The organism is Lentzea aerocolonigenes (genome assembly GCF_000974445.1).
In the GTDB taxonomy this organism is placed as follows: domain Bacteria; phylum Actinomycetota; class Actinomycetes; order Mycobacteriales; family Pseudonocardiaceae; genus Lentzea; species Lentzea aerocolonigenes.
The window spans coordinates 317,246-334,523 of the sequence record NZ_BBOJ01000005.1 but is presented as its reverse complement, the minus strand read 5'-3'; the positions used below and the strand labels follow the sequence as shown (position 1 = coordinate 334,523).

Here is a 17,278-nt window from a genome sequence, read left to right as displayed (position 1 = left end):
CCGAGTTGCAGGACCTGCGCAAGATCGCTGCCACACGGCCGGTCATTGAGCAGGCCAAGGGCATGATCACGCTCCTGACCCCTGCGACGACGACCAGACGTTCACCGTGCTGCGCGAGATCTCCCAACATATCAACGTCAAGCTGCACGACTTCGCCGCGATTCTTGCCGCTAGCGGCAGCAACGCCACCCCACAACTGGACGACGGGGTTGTTGAAGGCCGTGCTCGCCGATGTTCGTATTGCTATGCCGAGCGCGCCCCGTGGACACGAGCGGGCATTGCTGGCGGTATGGCGTTCAGCGTCGCCAGCTCTGCGACAAGCTTGCGGCAACGCAGGCAGCCGCCGAGGTGTTGTTCCACCGCGGATCTGCGCCGGGTGCGTAACGTCTGACGGATCCATCCGCCCAGTTCGTCCACAATGGCCTCACAGCGCCCCGCCGGCCTGACGGTGTCAACATGCGCGGCAAGCCACGCTGTACGGAGGTCGTCACGAGCCCGATGCGCGCGGGCCGCGACGGCTCCCGGAGCGATCTCCAGAATCGGTGCCGCCTCGGCCGGGGACATGTTCAGAACCTCCGTGTACCAAAGGACCTGCTGCGACGTGCCGGGCAACCTCGCGAACGCGCGCACTACGAGCGCACGGTCCACGACGCCCTCGATTGCCAGGTCCAGGAAAGATTCCTGACGCACATGCCCGCGACCAGCATCGTCAACCGGCGGAGCCTCGGTGGGAACCTCACGCGCTTCCTTCCGTGAGCGGGCGAACGCGAGGTTCGTGATCGTCCTCCACAGGTACGCGCTGAACGACTCGGTCGGCCCTCCACCGGCAAGCAAGGCCTCCAGTACCTGCATAAAGCCGTCAGAGACCAACGCGTCAGCCTCGGCGCTGCAACGCGCGAAATAGCGGGCGCGACGTGTCGCCGCGGTGACGTGCCGCTCGTACAACGGACCGAAGGCGCCCACGGTTCCAGCGCGTACAAACGCGACCAGGTCGGCGTCGCCGTGGCGCGTGTAGTCCACAGTGGCAGTCAATTTGGGCTCCTCCTTCGTTTCCCGGCAGCGCTCTTCGGTACTGGAGGTACCCGCCGCGGACCAACCAGGGGTGCACAGTGCCGATGTGCGTTTCCGGGAGGCCGAGCGAGACGGCGATCTGCGGCAGGCGGAGCCCGTCGGCCTTCGCATCGGCGACCCACAGCGCGCGTTCGTCGCGGTAGAGGCGGTAGGTCAGCCACCATGAGATCAACATCCGCGCGTGTCGACCAGCGACGACGTCGTCGGAATCGGAGACGTCGTCGGGATCGGCTTCTGCTTGCTGCCGCCACGGGGCCGGAACTGGGCGCCGCCCTTTGACAGCCACCGGTGAACGGTTCCGTACGGGCGGCCGATGCTCTCGGCGATCTGCCGGATGCTCTCCCCGCTCTTGTAACGCCTGACAAGTCCCGCGAGGTACTTCTCGCGCTCCAATGGCGAGAGGTCAAGCGTCCTGGGTTTGGGCTTGGACGTGCGCCTTGGCGTGGATGTCATCGTGAGTCCTCCTGGCCGGATGTGATTGATAAGGAGGGGCAGGGCCTCCCTGGAGAGCCCTGCCCCGGCAGCGCCTGTCAGCCGGGGGCAGGCGGCGACAGGCGGTAGACCTCGAAAACGTGCTCCTGCTCCTCTGCCGTGAGATGGCAGCCGGCGCAGGAGCACGTGCACTGCGGCGCGCACCGGCACCCGAAGGCCTTGTTGCAGCACCAGTGCGCGAAGGACATCGCCGAGACCGGAGCCCCGACGAAGGCGAGCACGGCGGCCAGCTCGTGACGACCGGGAACCTCGTCATAGTCGACCGGAAGCAATTTCCCTTGCGCTGCAAGGCATGTTTCGTAGACCTGCACGAGCGCCCAAAAGACGCCTACGTCGAGGGCGGCGCAGAGGCGGGCGAGCGTCTCCATCGACGGCACCTTGTCGGCAAGGATGAACTTGCCGAGCGCGCCCGGCCCCAGGCGCGCACGCTTCACCGTCTCGTTGTAGGTCAGGCCAGAGTGCTCCTGGAGCGTCTTTAGCGTGTCCGCCATCGCGCGGCGGTAGGAGTTTCGGTCAACGTCGTGGTACACGTGAGGCCTTCGTCAGTCGCTGGTGGACACCGGATTCGGATCGTTGTCCGCCGGTAACGTCAGCTCCTTCGCAGTCGCGTGCCGCGGTCGCCACCTCCGGAGCAGTGCCCGGCGCTGGCGAAGGCTGAGATGGCAGCCCTCGCACTCACAGGAACAGTCGGTATCGCATACGCAATCCAGCGGCCTTTGGCAACACCACTGGACAAAGGCCAGAGTGGACGTTGGCAGCCCCACCCAGAGGTACGCCATCGCGACACCGAAGACGTCTCGGCTCTCCTCGTACGCCAACGGCGGAAGCTGGCCCTTCACCTCCAGTACGTACCGGTAGCTGTCGCAGAGCAGGTCCCACATGTCGACATCGAGAAACGCGCACAGCCCGAACAAGTCGGTCACCGAGATCCAGTGACCTCCGGACTCAAGGCCGACAACCTCGTTCGCGGGAATGCGCCACGAGTGGGATGGGCCTAGGGCGCGCACGTCTTCGACGTTCACGCCCCGGCGCTCCCGGTGGGCACGCAGTTCTACGCCGACCTTGCGCAACCACGCGGAGCGCTCCGACTCGTTGATCTTTGTAAGCGAACGCACAAATATCCCAGGAAGAAGAGTGTCCAGAGTGGACGATTAATCGGCCGCGTCGCCGTTCTGCTCGGGCCGTGGGGTGACATCGATGTAGGTGCCGATGGCTAACGCCAAGGCGTCCTGGTTGCCGCGCCACAGGAAGAGCACCGCGGCGCTCAGCGCGCCGGTTCCCGCAACCAGGGCTATGACCGACCACGGTGAGTACGTGCCGGTAGCGACGTACAGGATCGCAACGACGTTCAGCGAGAGGCCCAGGGACAGAAGTACCGCCGCACGGCGCTCCGCCGTTGCCCAACCGCGGACAACCTTGCTGCGGGCCGTGAGCACTCGGACGATCCGCGTCTGGGTTGGGCCATCAAGGAGGTCGGCCTTCTTGGCGAGGTCTATGAGGCGCGTCGTGGCCAGCACGGCGCGCACATCCGGGAACCGGTCGAAGCCGTCACTCACGACGCCCACACCCCTTCCGGCATGTCATCCAGCATGTCCCGAAGCCGGGCCTGCATCACGGGTACCTGCTCCTCAAGCCTCTGCGCGATGAACGTGCCGTATGCCAGCTGGCACTTTTCACACTCCGGCGTCGTGTCACCTGTCGGCCCCAGCTGGTCGACGCCGTACTCCGCGCCGCACTCCGCCCTGCGCGTCTCGTCGACATAGTCCACCGGGAAGGCGTGGCTTTCGTAGCCCTCGGTTTCGAGCAGGATCTCCAGCGCCGCCACGGTGATCACCGGCTCGCCCTGCCTGGCCTCCACGCGGAGCACACGCGCGCCTTCGGCTCCTGCTGCTTCGGACCGCCGTTCAACGTCCAGGCCAGCCGCACAGCGAGCAGCATTCGACATGGCCCCGGCAGGCGCTTCCACCAGCCGCGCCGGCACTCTCGGCAGCGCCCGTCCGCGTCCGGTTTGTGCTGCTCAACCAACGCCATCAGGGCAGCAACGAGGCGTGGCATGTCGCGCCTCGCGATGGAAAGAACAGAAGCGTCGTCGCCGTCGGCTGCAACGGTGCCGAGCTGTTCCAGGTCGCGCGTCAACTCGTCGCGCAGGATCTTCTCCAGAACGCCGTTCGTCATGAGCAGACTCCGGTCTTCGGACGCCGCATACGCGCAGGGCGCGGCTCGTCGAGGGTGCTGCGGGGCGGAGGTAGAACGGGTCGCGGTTGCCGACCGGTCCGCACGCGCCATTCCCGGTCACACGCTGGACACTCCGGCCACATCCCGTCCGGATACTTTGGCGGTGGCGCATCCGGGACAACTACCGGTTCGCCGCACAGAGTGGTTCCGCTCAATCCCGGCATCGTCAAGTCGTGTGGCACCGCATGGCGAGCACCCTCGTACGGCAACCACCGGAAGCGTTCGGGAGGCGTCAACCCGGTTACCATCACGGCCGCCGCTTTGAGCGTTCAACCCGCCGATTAGCCCACCGCTCTGCGCTGGCAACGTTGGTATCACAGGCATCCGTGGCTGACATGACAACGACTGCTGCGCGGCCAGGGACAGCGAGCCCGGAATCGGTGAACCCGATCGTTAGCTCGGCGATCCGTTCGGATGGAATACCAGCGCGTCCACTCGTTCGCGATCGCACCCGTACAGGTACAACGGGAAGTTCGACTCCCCGGTGATTGTCAGTCACACGTGAACCCACAACGTCACCTCGAACCATTGCAGAACGAACGTTGACGACGGGACGGTGAAGCCGACGCAGGGGTGGCGTCAGGCTCCACCGTCCGCCATGGCGGAAACCGCGTGGAGCGCTCGAAAGCTGTCGGCGCGTCAGAACATCGCGATGTCCGCCGGCCTCCCGGCATGGCGCGTGACTCCGCGATCCGGGAAGGCCGTTAGACGGAGGGGCAGCCGGGGCGGGGCGTTTCATGTGCGTACAGCGTTCAAGTGCGGCGCTCGCTGTCCGCGCGGTTCGTCGCGCAGCAGCTTCATCGGTGAGGTCGCGGTCATCCATGAGATTCCGTTCGGAGAGGCGGGTACGGCGTCACGACAGTTCGGGCAGAGCGGCCAGTCCTCCCAGCTGCCGTGTGGTCGTATCGACGCAGGCGCGCCGCAGCGCGCGTAGAAGTAGGTCTTTACGTTCAGAAATGGCTGAGGGTGGGGGCAGCCGTCGTCGTCGAACCTCAACGGGGGTTCCTTGTCGGCGACCAAGTGCCGCAAGCGGGTGTACAGGCTGGCCATCAGGTAGTGCATGGCGCGCTCCAGTGCTGTGGCGTCACAGGCCTGTACCGAACTGTCGGCGCTGTGGCGGCACGACCACCACGGGCTTGCGCCGCAGCCGGGCGGCGATCACCTGCTCATCCTCCGTCGCCGGCCCCGCCTTCATCGGCGCGTCCAACGCGTCCGGAGACGGCACAGACAACGCCTCCCGGATGATCGCGGTGGGCGGCTCGTACCCGGAGGAGTAGACCAGCGTGTGCGGGTCGAACGGGTCCGCGTCCGGACGGTCCAGGATCACCCGGTAGTACCAGGCGACCTCCATCCCCATGATGATCACCACGTCGGCCGTGCAGTACAGCGCAGGCCACCGGAACACCGCGCCGATGTAGAGCGGATTGCTGCGGTCCGGCGCGAAGTGCAGCCACCACCCGCAGCGAGGCAGTGCTTCCAGCCACTCATCCGTGTCGTCCGACCGCGCCAGCAGGTCGGCCTTCCGCGGAGCGTCGCAGCCGCTCATCGCGCACCTCCCAGCGAGGGCTGGCACCACTGTCCCTACGTTCGCCATCACGACCGCCTGCATAGGCCGATGTAGGCGGGGGTGCCGACAACGCCCCGAAGACGGGTCGGCACCCCCTCTTCACGCCGCCCGCTTCTGATCGAGACAGACTCGGACAGCGGAGCCGAAGAGCCCTCACGGCGGCGCAGGTACGACCGACGGAAGGTCCGACCGGGCACCACGTCCTGCCGTCGCATGGTCAGCATCAGAGCCGCGAGACCGACGGCAACATGGACGGCTCCCGGCACCCCCAGTACAGCCAGCAGATCAGTTGGCATGACGCACCTCCGGCAGTTCGCGCTTCTCCGGCCTGCACGACGTTCCGCGCCGGGCGGAACGGCGAAGGAACTGCCCGCGGCGAACGTCACTAGCTGGGGGTGACCGGAGCTGCCTGCTGCGGACTGCTAGGGGGAAGAGCTGTAGCAAGACAGTCCGGACCACCCGACTTGGCCCGTCCCCCTCCCGGCTTCCAGCCGTGAAACCCGACGAAGTCAGGCCCCACGGCCCCTGGTAGCCCGCAGAGGGGAACGGGTTCCTGCGTGGGTGCGGCCAGCAGGCACATCGCCGGTTAGCCGGAGACAACCAGCCACACCCAACAAGCAAGCTACATCTGAACATGTGCAGTTGACTAGGACACCGATCAGGTGACATGCGCAGTTGCGCAGCGTTGAGGCAGGATGACCTGGCAGCTCCGCGAGGCAGTCAGAGGAGGGGCCGAGGTTGGCCATACAGAACCCGCAGCGCTTCGACCTCGGTAAGGCGTGGAAGGCGTACCGGAAGGGCGCCGGCAAGTCGCCCGAAGACGTCGAAGCAAAGCTTCACTGGTACAAGTCAAAATGCAGCCGCGTTGAGTCAGGAACGCGAGTTCCGGTCGCCGCAGAGATCGACAGCTTCGCCGACCTCTGCGGGCTTACCAGCGACGAACGCGCTGACTTGCAGCGCCTCGGAGCGGAAGCCCGGAAGAAGGTCGCTCCCAGCAGGGTCGCGGACTTTGCTCAAACGGCCGTGAGTCTGCTGCAGGAAGCAACCATCATCAGGTACTTCGATGACGGGTTGATCGCAGGCTTCGCCCAGACTGCGGACACCGCAAGGGCACTGTTTGAGACAGATCCCTCGATCACTGACGTCGACGAACGTGTCGGCGAACGGCTTAAGCTATCCGGAATCTTGTACAAGAAAAATGCACCGCAGGTTTATATGGTGCTTGGTGAAGCTGCTCTGCATATTCTTGTAGGCGGCCGAACCGGGTTGCGCGGCCAGCTTGAACACCTGATCAAGCTGAGCAACCTCCCAAACGTTCATCTTCGCATCCTCACGTTCGCCGCTGGCGCACACATGGCGGCGGGTGTCGGCTGGCTCGACATTGAACTTGAGGACCGCGCTCAGCGGCGCGTCTACCTCGAAGGACTCACCGACGCCACGTACGTCCACGCACTGAAGGACATCGAGAAGCACCAGGCCAGCTTTGATCAAGTTTGGGCGCTCGCCGAAGACGAGGACGCATCTGCGAGCATCGTCCGTAGGCGCATCACCGAACTCGAATAAGCCGGAGGCTACACAACCGTGGACCAGAGAGACCTGCAATGGAAGAAAGCGAACAGGAGTCAGGGGACCAACAACTGCGTTGAGCTGGGGTGTGACGCCCAGGGGAACATCGTTGCGGTTCGCGACTCAAAGAACGCGGACGGGCCCCAGTTGCCATTCTCCCGCGCCGCGATGATGGCGCTCGTTAACGGCGGTTATGCAGCGCAGTGATAACCAGCTCCAGCTGGTGGGGACTGGCCCCAGGCGGGCAACCGCTGGGGCCAGTCTTTGATTTAGGGATGAAGAAGACTCGCCGTCCCACGCCACCACCCCAAGCCCCGCACCAGCGAGGCCGCCATACTCGGCGCCGGGCTCCACTAGGTCAACGAACCCACCGCAGCGGCCGTACGCGAACTGCTATTGGACGCCCGCCCCGAGGTCGTTCTCGCCCACCCGCTACGCGATGTCCACCCGACCACCGACGGACACTGCCCCTCACCGAGCGCACGTTCCTCAGCCAAGCAGGAGTTGTCGATCACGCCATGCCAGGCGCAACAAGGTCAAGGAGCTGGCCGACAGACGTGGCTCAAGTCGGTCAATCGCCTCGCTGGTGAAGGGCATATCGGTCCGACCGCCCTCACCGACAACATGGCCTTCGTCGTTGGTTGCCACCAGCCCGGTGAACAAGCGGTCGAAGATCTCGTCGTCCAACACGGCAACGGTACGTTGGCTTGCGCCCAGCGTGAGTGCGTCCATGACCAAGCCGTAGTGCCACAGCCGAAACCGGCCGTCTGCGCGTGCCTGCTCGAAGGAGCGGAACGGCTCCTGCTCGGCGTAGTCGATGGAGCTGGTCCCGGCCCCGTCATGTTCGGGGTTGCCGAGAAATTCCTCGGAGTACTCCCGCATGATGTTGCGCCACAGGGAGAAGTCGTTGTGCACATCGACTGCGGCGAGCGATGAGGGCTGGAATTCTCCGGAGGGCATGACGGTGCACATGCCGCCGCCGTCGGCGACGGCGCGGCCGTCGCGCTGGTGCATCATGAACCGGTGCTCGCCCCGCCGGTCCTTGCGGATCGTCAGAGTGCTGATGCCGGGTGACATCAACATTCGGGCGGGGTCGAACGGGTCGCCGATCGTCGAGCGCAGCGGCAGTGCGCTCCAGTCTGGGACCGACCCACCCGAGGCCAGCCAGGCGGCCTTGAACTCGTGAGCGAGGCACTCCTTGATGTCGAACACTTCGAAGAACGTGGTGGTCCCGAACGTCAACTCCAGTCCGTTGCACTGGGACACCTCCAACAGCCGGTAGCTAAGTCGGTTCTCCAGTAGTCGAGGCCGTACGAGGTCCCGCACGGCCCGGCTGTAGCCGGCATAGCGCTCGCCGCGAGCGGTGAGCGGCAACACGTGGTCCACCGGCTTGAGCTTCGACACCGGACGCTCGACCTCGGAGAACTTCAGCCGCACCGAGTTCAGCTCCACGGGCGTGTCCAGCAGCCAATCCGGACCGGTCAGTACATGGCCACCGGGTGCCCGTTTGCTGACCGGGTACAACCATGCGGCCAACTCCGTCAGCTCACGCCCCCGCGCGCCCGCAGCGCGACGGACCCGAAGCCACTCCTCCCGACTCCGACGGACATGCTCGGCGATCTCAGGACCAAATGCGTCGCTCGCATCAACCTGATCGGCCGTGACCGCCGACGCTGGCGAACTCGGCACAAGGGAGGTCTGCGGGGGCCGTCCCATCAGCACTTGCCCTGTGACCGGCTGTGGCAGATCCGGCGAATCGAGCAGCACGTTCAACTCTTCGAGCGAGACATCGAGCGCTTTCGCGATTCGAGGACGCCGCCACGGCTGAGGCGTCAGCACACCACGTTCCCACCGACCAACGGTGTAGAACTCCACGCCCACAGCGGCGGCGAGCCCTTCCTGGGTGAAGCCCATCGCCTCACGCCGAGCTGCAAATGCCTCGCGCTTGCCGCCCACGCTGTTCACCTCGTTTGCCCGGTTCCGCCACCAGCCTGATCGGCGAGTGACCACGCCGTATGTCTGCCAATGCCGTCACACGGGTCATGCGTCTTGTTCGATGCGATTGGTCCGCCGCCACGATAGCCAGCTGCCGGTCAAGTCTGATCACCCTCTCGGCGAGCTGCACCCGTTCGGACGATCGCACACCAAGAGATGTTTCCGCAGTTCAGAGGTGGTTACGCCTCATTGCCGCCTCATTGCCGCCTTGTCTCCGCTCTGGTTGTCGTTGATCACCGGGAGTTGACTTGGGTCGCTGTAGTCCGGGCGAGTTTCCGCGTCCGGCGCAGCCCCGAGTACCTGGAAGCGACCTTCACCAGAACGCGCCGCTGGGAATGCGAGGCGGTGGAGCCACCCTCCACTTCGATGTGGATTCCTCTTGATGGGCGTGCTGGTGGGGATGCACCGCGTCCGCATCGGCGTACGGGACTCGGGGCGTGTAACCCACGAAGGAGGATCTGTGACGGTTCAAATGGAGTGGTCACCGACCACGGTGGCCACGCCCGCTGCGGGGGACACGACGGACTCGGAGTTCGACCTCGACATCACGCTGGTCGAGGTGGTGGACCCGGCGCATCTGATCAACATGACGGATGACGGCTGCGGACACACATGCGAGAAGTCGACCTGCATCAGCGCCGCCTGATCATCACGAGTGATCGGACGTCGGCCCGCTTGGGCCGGCGTTCGATCGCCGTCCCCACTCCCTGAAAGGTTCCCGGTGACAGCGGCTTCGCCCGACCGTGTCGACTTCCGAGCCGCAGGTGGTGCCTTGGTCCGAGCAGTTGCCGAAGGTGACCTGCGGCTCCCAGCGTGGCCCGTCTTCCAGGCATCCGACGTTGGGGCCGTGATCGGATGGGTGGCCTGGCTGCGCCAGGTGTGGGGGGTCGATGGCCTCCGGGATGCCATCAGCCACGCCAGCCCGGTACTCGCTGATCGCGTCAGCGCGTTGTGCGCGGCTGAAGACCCAGGTAGTCGAGATGTGCGGCGCGCGGTCTTGTCCGTGATGCGCTATCTGCTGCGGTTGACCGGCCGTCCGACGCCCAACGGACTGTTCGCCGGGGTCGCCGCTGCTCGGTTCGCCTCGGTGCCGTCCCAACGTTCGGGCGGCAATCACGAAGCGGTCGCCGCGGCTGACGCTGGGTGGCTTGCCGAAGTCATCGGCTTGTTGGAGGGCGAGCCCGCCGTCCTGGCCCACCTGGTCGTCATCGCCAACACGACACTGATGGTACGAGGCGGACGCCTCGTCGTGCCGTACCAGCCGTCGACCAACAGCACAGGCACCCGTGCTGTTGAAGTCGAACTCCGGTATTCCGGCCCGGTCCGCGTCGCGGTGGCCGAAGCTCGCGAACCAGTGCGCTTCGATGCCCTACGCGCCAAGGTTCAGGAGAGCTTTCCGCACGCTGCCGCCGGCACGGTGACCGACTTGCTCACCACCCTGGTCGCCCACCGGGTGCTCGTCACCAACCTCCACGCGCCGAGCACCGAGCCCGATCCCCTGGGGCACCTGGTGCGCAAGCTGGAGCCGATCGGCAAGGTGGCCGCCGAGTACCACATGGCCCTGAACGACCTCCACGACCAGCTGCGGCAGCATCGGCGCAGGGGCGTTGCCGCGCGGCGCACGCTGCGGGCAGACGCAGCCACGTCCATGAGGAAATTGGCTTCGTCACGGCGCAACCCCCTCGCGGTCGATCTGAGGCTGGATTTGGAGGTTGCGCTGCCCGAGACGGTCGCGCGTGAAGCCGAACGAGCTGCGCTGCTGCTGGCGCGCCTGACCTCCCGGCCTGGGCCCAGTGCGAACTGGGCCACCTATCACCGGCGCTTCTATCAGCGGTTCGGCACGGGGGCTCAGGTGCCGCTGCTGGAGGTAGTCGCCGACAGCGGGATCGGCTGGCCTGACGGCTACCCCGGCGCGACGCCAGCCACTCGCCTTCCACGGACGTCTCGGGACGAGCGGCTGCTGGCCCTCGCTCAGACTGCCGCATTGGACGGGCAGCACGAGGTCGTCCTCGACGAGAAGCTGATCACTGAGTTGGAGCAAGTGCCTCTGCACTCACTGCGATTGCCATCCCACCTGGAGCTGTGCGCCCGCGTGGACTCCACAAACATGCGGGCCCTGAAAACGGGGAAATTCCGGCTCGCGGTCACCGCGGTATCTCGATCGGCCGGCGTCGTCACCGGTCGTTTTCTGCACCTGCTCGACCAGCACGACCGTGCGACGTTGACATCACCGCTGCTCGGCTCGCCGAACGACGATGACGTTCTCTCGGTTCAGCTGTCGTTCCCGCCGCTGAACCCCGCCAGCGCACACGTCGCCCGCAGCCTCCAGGTTCTCCCGACCGTCGTCAGCCTCGGTGAGCATCGCGAAATCGCCTCGGATTCCGTACTCACGGCGGCCGACCTGGCGGTCAGCTGTGACAGCGACCGGTTGTACCTCACCGCCCCGGAACTCGGCGTCCATGTGGAGACATGGGGATTGCACGCACTCAACCTGCGCAAACACACCCCACCGCTCGCTCGCTTCTTGATCGAACTCACCCGCGCACACCGCGCCGAGGTCGCTGACTTCGACTGGGGCGCAGCGGCTACCCTGCCGTTCCTTCCCCGGCTGCGCTCCGGCCGCGTCGTGCTATCCCCGGCGCGCTGGCGACTGCCCGCCAGTGACCTTCCCGGCCTGACCGCCGACTTGGAGACGTGGAATGCCGCGCTGGCCCAGTGGCGCGCCCGACGGCGCCTTCCGCAGGCCGTGCTCCTTCTCGACGGGGACTGGCGGCTGCCTCTGGACCTCGCCGAGGACGCGCACCTGGTGCTCTTGCGCGAGCACCTGGCCACCCACCCCCATGCGGTGCTGGAGGAGGGGCCGGCCGACAACGCCGCCGGGTGGCTCGATGACCGGGCGCACGAAGTCGCCTTCCCCATCACCGCTCAGCAAGCGCGGGCCACAGAACGACTGCCACGCCCGACGCGTCACCGCGTCGTGCGGCCCAGTGAGCACGGATTGCCTCCCGGTTCGTCCTCGTTGCTATTCGCCAAGCTCTACGGCGACCCTCGGCGCCAGAACATCGTGCTCGCCGAACACCTGCCCGCCCTGATGGCCGAGTGGGACGAGGACCAGCCGCAGTGGTGGTTCCTGCGATTCCGCGAAGGCGACGAGCACTACCTGCGCCTGCGCATCGCGCTGCGCAACTCCGATCCCGCGGTGTTCGGCGAGGCCGCTGGCCGGGTCAGCGCCTGGACCGAGCGACTCCGCCGGCAAGGGCTGCTCCGTGAGGTGGTCTTCGCGACCTCGTACCCGGAAACCGGGCGCTGGGGCTCCGGTGCGGCGCTGACGGCCGCAGAGGCCGTGTTCACCACTGATTCCCGCGCCGTGCTCACCCAACTCGCCCAGCCGCAGCGACCTCACCATCACGCCCTGTCCGCGGCGAACTTCGCCGCCATCGCCATCGCCTTCACCGGAAGCATCGAGGCCGGGATGCGGTGGCTGGTCGACCACGTCCCGGCGAAGCCGCCCAGCGTCGTCCCGAGGCCGGTGTTCGCCGAGGCAGGACGCCTGGCCGATCCCCGCGAGGACTTCCACGTCCTGCGGGGCACACCGGGCGGGACAGAGATCGTGGCGACGTGGGCCGAACGGGCCGAGGCCCTGAGCACCTATCGATCACGGCTGTGCGGGACCGACGCCGAGGGCGTCGATCCGGACGCCGCCTTGGGTTCCTTGCTGCACAGCCACTTTCTGCGGGCCTGCGGCATCGATCCCGAGGACAAGGCGGTGTGCCTATACCTCGCCCGGACCGCAGCCCTGACCTTCACCGCTCGCACGGGAGGAGCACGATGACCGTCGAGCTCGCGGCGGATGCCGCGGTCGAGTTCGCCGTGGACATCGCGGACGGCCTCGCCCGACCCGATGCCGCCGATCTGCCCACCGATCAACCGTGGTGGCACCAGTCCCTCGCCCACGGCGCCCCTGGCATCGCACTGCTCCACATCGAACTGGCTGCTGCCGGGCTACGGCCATTCGACCGTGCCCACGAGTGGCTGACCGTCGCCGCGAGCAAGCCGGTCACCGCGGGGGCGAGCACCGGCGGCTTCTATGGCGCGCCGGCCGTCGCCCGTGCCCTCGCGGGCGCGACCACGGTCCGGCCTGGTACGTACCGGTCCGCACTCGCGCCGTTGGCACGGCAGATCACCGCCGACGCCCATGCCCGCGTCGACACAGCACACACGCGCATGGACGCCGGCGAACTGCCGCCGATGGCCGAGTTCGACACGATCCGCGGCCTCGCCGGACTCGGCGCGTACCTGCTGCACCACGATCCCGGCAGCACTGCCCTGCGAGCCGCGCTCGGCGCTCTGGTGCGGCTCACCCATCCGGTGACGATCGCGGACGAGGCGGTTCCTGGGTGGTGGACCCCCACCGGCCCCACCGGTCGGGCCGAGGACGAGTTTCCCGGCGGCCACGGCAACTTCGGCCTCGCGCACGGCATCAGCGGGCCGCTGGCGCTGCTGGCTCAAGCCCTGCGCCGCGGCATCGCCGTGGAGGGGCAACGCGAGGCCGTCGAGACGATCCGCACGTGGCTGGACTCCTGGCGCATCGACACCCCCGGCGGACACCGCTGGCCGTACATGATCACCTGGGACGAGGCGCGGACAAAGCCCGAGCAGGTGCTCCACAGCGGAGCCACCCGCCGTCCGAGCTGGTGCTACGGCACGGCCGGGATCGCCCGCGCACTGCATCTCGCCGCCCTGGCTCTGAGCGATGACGCGGGCCGCCGAAACGCTGAAGCCGCCTTGATCAGCGCGGCGACCGATCCGGAACAGGATGCGCTGGTCAACGACGCCTCGCTGTGCCACGGCTACGCCGGACTCGCCCGCATGACCGCCCGCGCCGCCCTCGATACGACCGGCTCTTCGGCAACTCATCTCAACGCGCTATCCACCGAACTGCTCCAGCGTGCCCGTGCCCAGCCTGTCGCCTACGGGCCCGGCGTACTGGAGGGCATTGGCGGGGTCGGCTTGGCCGTCCTCGCCGCCGTGGCCGAGCCCGCAACGGGCTGGGACACCTGCCTGCTGATCACCTGATCGACACGAAAGAGGAGACCCGTGCCGATGCCGCCGGACAGCCGCTGGCACCACTACCTGGTCGAGTTCGCCGACCCGGCCACCGCTGAGCACACCGCCGCGACCCTGCTGGCGCCCGCGCTCGACCAGGCTCAGCAGGACGGTGAGCTCGACACGTGGTGGCATCTGCGCAAGACGCCCGCCTGGCGGCTGCGCTACCAGCCGGTCAACCCCGACACGACCGTGGTCGACACGCTGCTGGCCGGCCTCGAAGCCGACGGGCAGGTCGCCCGTTGGACCCGCGGGATCTACGAACCGGAGTTCCTCGCGTTCGGTGGTGCGGCCGGCATGGACATCGCGCACACGCTGTTCCATCACGACAGCCGCCACCACCTCGCCCGTGCTCGCGAAACGGCGCCTGCGGCTTTGGGACAGCGGGAGACCACTGTCTTGCTGTTCAGCGCGATGCTGCGCGCCGCCGGGCTGGACTGGTTCGAGCAGGGCGACGTCTGGGCCAAAATCGCGGCACTCCGGCCCGCCCACCATGTCGACCGCACGAACTCCCAGCGCACCGAGCGGTTGAGCCAGGCCGTACGGCGGCTGATGATCACTGACACGCGCCAGCTCTGCGACGTGGCGCCCGACCAGGTACCGCGGACCTGGTGGACGGCGTTCGACACCGCCGGCCGCCAGCTCGCCGAACTCGCCCGCCACGGCCGCCTTGAGCGGGGCCTGCGCGCGGTCTTGGCGCACCACTTCATCTTCCACGCCAACCGCGCCGGACTCTCCGGCCCCGACCAGGCCACCCTGGCGGCGCTGGCCGTCGGCGCCGTATTCCATGCCGATTCACCGGTCACGCCTACCCGGCAGGCACCAGCCGGGACCACCTCCAACACCGTTAGGGTTCCCGCAATGACGTCCACTGTCAGTGACGCTTCCACCGGCTTCGCCGACGAACTCCGTACCCAGCTCGCCGACCGCCTCGTCAAAGACGGCACGGTCCGCACCGACGCCATCAAGGCGGCGTTCCGGCTGGTTCCCCGCCACCTGTTCCTGCCTGATGTCGGGCTGGCCGAGGCGTACGCGGACGAGCCCGTCTACACCAAGATTGAGGGAGACGGCACCCGCATCAGCGCCGCATCACAGCCCAAGATCGTCGCCATGATGCTCGAACAGCTCGACATCCAACCTGGAGAGCGGCTGCTCGAACTCGGTGCGGCCACCGGCTACAACGCCGCCCTGATGGCCACCCTCACCGGCCCGGCCGGACACGTCACCACCATCGACATCGACGAAGACCTCGTCGAGGGTGCACGCGAGCACCTCGCCGCGGCGAGCATCAGCAACGTCGAGGCGGTCGCCGCCGACGGCGCGCTCGGCCACCCGGAGAACGCGCCCTTCGACCGCGTCATCGCCACCGTCGGCGCCCACGAGATCCCCGCCGCCTGGCTCGACCAGCTCAGGCCGGACGGACGCCTGGTGGCCCCAGTGCGCCTGCGCGGATGCGCCTCGCGCAGCATCGTCTTCGAACGCGACAAGGACGGCTGGACCAGCCTCGGCAGCGAGATGGCGATCTTCATGCCGCTGCGGGGCCTCGGCGACGACGCCCGCCGCGTCCTCGACCTCACCGGCACCGGACTCAACCCCGGCGACGTGACACTGCAAACCCACAAGGACAACAACCACGCCACCGACGCGGACGCCCTCGCCGGGGTCCTCGACACCCCCGCCCGCGAGGTGTGGACCGGCGTGCACTTCGTCCCGATGGAGTCCTTTGAGTGGCTGGACCTGTGGCTGGCCTGCCACCTGCCCAACCCCCTCATGCGCATGGAGGTCGCCCCGGCCGCCAAGGACAGCGGCCTGGTGCGGCCAATGTTCCCGAGCGTGGCGATGGCCACCACCGCCGCCGATGGCAGCCTCGCCTACCTCACCATCCGCGCGGCCGAGCCCGGCCCCGACGGCGGCCGGCGCTACGAAGTCGGCGTCATCGGCCACGGCCCCAGCGACCAGGACCTCGCCGACCAGGTCGCCACCGAGATCGTCACCTGGGACCAGGGCTTCCGCTCGTCGACCGTCCGCTTCGCCATCCCCGACGCCTCGCCCCAGCCGGACACCAACCCCGCTCGCGTCGTGCTGGACCGTCCCACCAAGCCCATGACCGTCACCTGGGAGTGACCTGACATGGACCCCACCGGCCAGTTCGCGCGCCGCTTCCCCCTCGTCGCCCGCACCCGACCGGCCTGCGTCCCGCTGGGCCAGCGGGTGGCCGAACTGGGCGAGCGCGCTCGTGAGGCCGCACGCACCGGAGACCTCACCGAGGCAGCCGCGGTGCACAACCAAGCAGCACTCGTCGCCTCCGACTGCGGCCTGCCAGACCTGGCCCGGCAGTGGTGCCACCAGCAGGTGAACATCTACCTGCGCGCCCGCCCCTTGGGCGCGCAGGTAGCCCGCCTCGCCCTCGAACCGATCACCAACCTCGCCCGCCTCTACACCCGTGAGGGGCAAGGCGAACGGGCGTTCACCGTCATGGACACCCTGTTCACCGCGGTCTCGGCTCGCACCGGAACCGACGTCGACGGCATCGAGATCCCAGCTGACCTCACCGACTCCGCCGAGACGCACCAGCAGATCCGCAGCTGGCTGTGGGCGGTCCTGCTGGCCACCGGGTCACGGGCTCTCGCCGCCGCCGGACGCTGGACGCACGCACACACCCGGCTGGAGGACTACAAGGGCATCGGCCGCCGGATGCTCGACGGCCGCCAGATCGCGGTCATCGCCCACGCTGTTTCCGGAGACACCGACGGCGCACTCGCTGTCCTAGCGGACACGACGCCGGGAGAACCGTGGGAGAACGCCGTCACCGCCTGCCTGACCCTCCAGTGCCATACCGACTCGGACATCCCCGACCTGAACAGCCTCATCGAGAAGTACCGCGCCCTCGATATCTCCTCACCTGGCCTTGCGGTGTTCCACACCCGCCTGGGTCTGTCCTTTGTGGACGTGATCGGCTCGGTCGCCGAACTCCACGCGCGGTCCATCGCCCTCGGCCTCATCGACCACGCGGTCGGCAGCCGCGACGGATACGTCGCACGCGACATCCTCCGCCACGACGGCTGCCACGAGCTGCTCACCCACTCCCAGGAGAAGAACCTCTCCGCCCTGGTCGAAGCCTGCGCGCTGGAGAGCGGGACGATGCCCCAGGATGCCCTGACCTCCTTGACCACAGCGGTTGTTCGTGCCGAAGAGGTCATCGCGGGTGCCTGCCCTGTGCGGCACCGGAGCACTGTCACCGGGTAG

General features: G+C 67.5%; 17 protein-coding genes. 7 read left to right on the top strand and 10 right to left on the bottom strand.

What is annotated here, in order from left to right; genetic code table 11:
* Nucleotides 1–243: 243 nt before the first annotated feature.
* From AOM45_RS12180 to AOM45_RS12145, 9 genes are all read right to left on the bottom strand, one after another.
* Nucleotides 244–1,020 carry a sigma-70 family RNA polymerase sigma factor gene (locus AOM45_RS12180; RefSeq protein ID WP_051784557.1) on the bottom strand — a complete coding sequence of 259 codons (777 nt, stop codon included), beginning with the start codon at nucleotides 1,018–1,020 and terminating at the stop codon, nucleotides 244–246.
* A 219-nt stretch (nucleotides 1,021–1,239) separates the two neighbouring features.
* Entirely contained in the window at nucleotides 1,240–1,524 is a 285-nt protein-coding gene (locus tag AOM45_RS52795) for a helix-turn-helix domain-containing protein (protein ID WP_236703337.1), read from the bottom strand.
* 77 nt (nucleotides 1,525–1,601) lie between these two features.
* Nucleotides 1,602–2,093, bottom strand: a complete 492-nt coding sequence (locus AOM45_RS12170; RefSeq protein WP_030472540.1) for a helix-turn-helix domain-containing protein — start codon at nucleotides 2,091–2,093, stop codon at nucleotides 1,602–1,604.
* 12 nt (nucleotides 2,094–2,105) lie between these two features.
* A complete protein-coding gene (locus tag AOM45_RS12165) occupies nucleotides 2,106–2,585 on the bottom strand; it encodes a hypothetical protein (RefSeq protein WP_156094313.1) in 480 nt (159 codons plus the stop codon).
* Nucleotides 2,586–2,714: 129 nt separating this feature from the next.
* Nucleotides 2,715–3,119 carry a hypothetical protein gene (locus AOM45_RS12160; RefSeq protein WP_156094314.1) on the bottom strand — a complete coding sequence of 135 codons (405 nt, stop codon included), beginning with the start codon at nucleotides 3,117–3,119 and terminating at the stop codon, nucleotides 2,715–2,717.
* On the bottom strand, nucleotides 3,116–3,397 hold the full coding sequence (locus tag AOM45_RS12155) for a hypothetical protein (protein WP_156094315.1): 282 nt from the start codon (nucleotides 3,395–3,397) through the stop codon (nucleotides 3,116–3,118). The genes AOM45_RS12160 and AOM45_RS12155 overlap by 4 nt, the downstream gene beginning before the upstream one ends.
* Nucleotides 3,394–3,738: a hypothetical protein gene (locus AOM45_RS12150; protein ID WP_035913258.1), complete on the bottom strand. Its 345-nt coding sequence runs from the start codon at nucleotides 3,736–3,738 to the stop codon at nucleotides 3,394–3,396. The genes AOM45_RS12155 and AOM45_RS12150 overlap by 4 nt, the downstream gene beginning before the upstream one ends.
* A complete protein-coding gene (locus AOM45_RS49415) occupies nucleotides 3,735–4,046 on the bottom strand; it encodes an HC3 family zinc finger protein (RefSeq protein ID WP_081902666.1) in 312 nt (103 codons plus the stop codon). Before AOM45_RS49415 ends, AOM45_RS12150 begins: the two co-directional genes overlap by 4 nt.
* Nucleotides 4,047–4,882: 836 nt before the next feature.
* Nucleotides 4,883–5,344, bottom strand: a complete 462-nt coding sequence (locus AOM45_RS12145) for a hypothetical protein (RefSeq protein WP_030472545.1) — start codon at nucleotides 5,342–5,344, stop codon at nucleotides 4,883–4,885.
* Nucleotides 5,345–6,103: 759 nt separating this feature from the next.
* Between AOM45_RS12145 and AOM45_RS12140 the strand changes: the two genes are divergently transcribed.
* Both AOM45_RS12140 and AOM45_RS49410 read left to right on the top strand, forming a co-directional pair.
* Nucleotides 6,104–6,928: a helix-turn-helix domain-containing protein gene (locus AOM45_RS12140; RefSeq protein WP_059362368.1), complete on the top strand. Its 825-nt coding sequence runs from the start codon at nucleotides 6,104–6,106 to the stop codon at nucleotides 6,926–6,928.
* An 18-nt stretch (nucleotides 6,929–6,946) separates the two neighbouring features.
* Complete coding sequence (locus tag AOM45_RS49410; protein WP_081902375.1) at nucleotides 6,947–7,138, top strand: DUF397 domain-containing protein; 192 nt, start codon at nucleotides 6,947–6,949, stop codon at nucleotides 7,136–7,138.
* 282 nt (nucleotides 7,139–7,420) lie between these two features.
* On the opposite strand, the gene AOM45_RS12135 is transcribed toward AOM45_RS49410, so the two are convergent.
* The gene (locus tag AOM45_RS12135) at nucleotides 7,421–8,887 is read right to left on the bottom strand and encodes a helix-turn-helix domain-containing protein (RefSeq protein ID WP_030469986.1); all 1,467 of its coding nucleotides are present in this window, start codon (nucleotides 8,885–8,887) and stop codon (nucleotides 7,421–7,423) included.
* Between the two features lie 499 nt (nucleotides 8,888–9,386).
* On the opposite strand from AOM45_RS12135, the gene AOM45_RS49405 reads away from it, so the two are divergent.
* From AOM45_RS49405 to AOM45_RS12115, 5 genes are all read left to right on the top strand, one after another.
* Nucleotides 9,387–9,572, top strand: coding sequence for an FxLD family lanthipeptide (locus tag AOM45_RS49405; protein ID WP_081902395.1), 186 nt, complete (start codon nucleotides 9,387–9,389; stop codon nucleotides 9,570–9,572).
* Nucleotides 9,573–9,773: 201 nt separating this feature from the next.
* On the top strand, nucleotides 9,774–12,758 hold the full coding sequence (locus AOM45_RS12130; protein WP_236703335.1) for a lantibiotic dehydratase: 2,985 nt from the start codon (nucleotides 9,774–9,776) through the stop codon (nucleotides 12,756–12,758).
* The gene (locus AOM45_RS12125) at nucleotides 12,755–14,002 is read left to right on the top strand and encodes a lanthionine synthetase C family protein (protein WP_030469988.1); all 1,248 of its coding nucleotides are present in this window, start codon (nucleotides 12,755–12,757) and stop codon (nucleotides 14,000–14,002) included. The genes AOM45_RS12130 and AOM45_RS12125 overlap by 4 nt, the downstream gene beginning before the upstream one ends.
* A 27-nt stretch (nucleotides 14,003–14,029) precedes the next feature.
* Nucleotides 14,030–16,156 carry a methyltransferase, FxLD system gene (gene fxlM, locus AOM45_RS48835; RefSeq protein ID WP_030469989.1) on the top strand — a complete coding sequence of 709 codons (2,127 nt, stop codon included), beginning with the start codon at nucleotides 14,030–14,032 and terminating at the stop codon, nucleotides 16,154–16,156.
* A gap of 6 nt (nucleotides 16,157–16,162) precedes the next feature.
* Entirely contained in the window at nucleotides 16,163–17,278 is a 1,116-nt protein-coding gene (locus AOM45_RS12115; RefSeq protein WP_051784073.1) for a hypothetical protein, read from the top strand.

Bases quoted from the DNA above. Each gene is read 5' to 3' on its own strand.
- AOM45_RS52795 (WP_236703337.1), bottom strand. From the start codon at position 1,524: ATGACATCCACGCCAAGGCGCACGTCCAAGCCCAAACCCAGGACGCTT.
- AOM45_RS12150 (WP_035913258.1), bottom strand. From the start codon at position 3,738: ATGACGAACGGCGTTCTGGAGAAGATCCTGCGCGACGAGTTGACGCGC.
- AOM45_RS49415 (WP_081902666.1), bottom strand. From the start codon at position 4,046: ATGGTAACCGGGTTGACGCCTCCCGAACGCTTCCGGTGGTTGCCGTAC.
- AOM45_RS12145 (WP_030472545.1), bottom strand. From the start codon at position 5,344: ATGAGCGGCTGCGACGCTCCGCGGAAGGCCGACCTGCTGGCGCGGTCG.
- AOM45_RS12125 (WP_030469988.1), top strand. From the start codon at position 12,755: ATGACCGTCGAGCTCGCGGCGGATGCCGCGGTCGAGTTCGCCGTGGAC.
- fxlM (WP_030469989.1), top strand. From the start codon at position 14,030: ATGCCGCCGGACAGCCGCTGGCACCACTACCTGGTCGAGTTCGCCGAC.
- AOM45_RS12115 (WP_051784073.1), top strand. From the start codon at position 16,163: ATGGACCCCACCGGCCAGTTCGCGCGCCGCTTCCCCCTCGTCGCCCGC.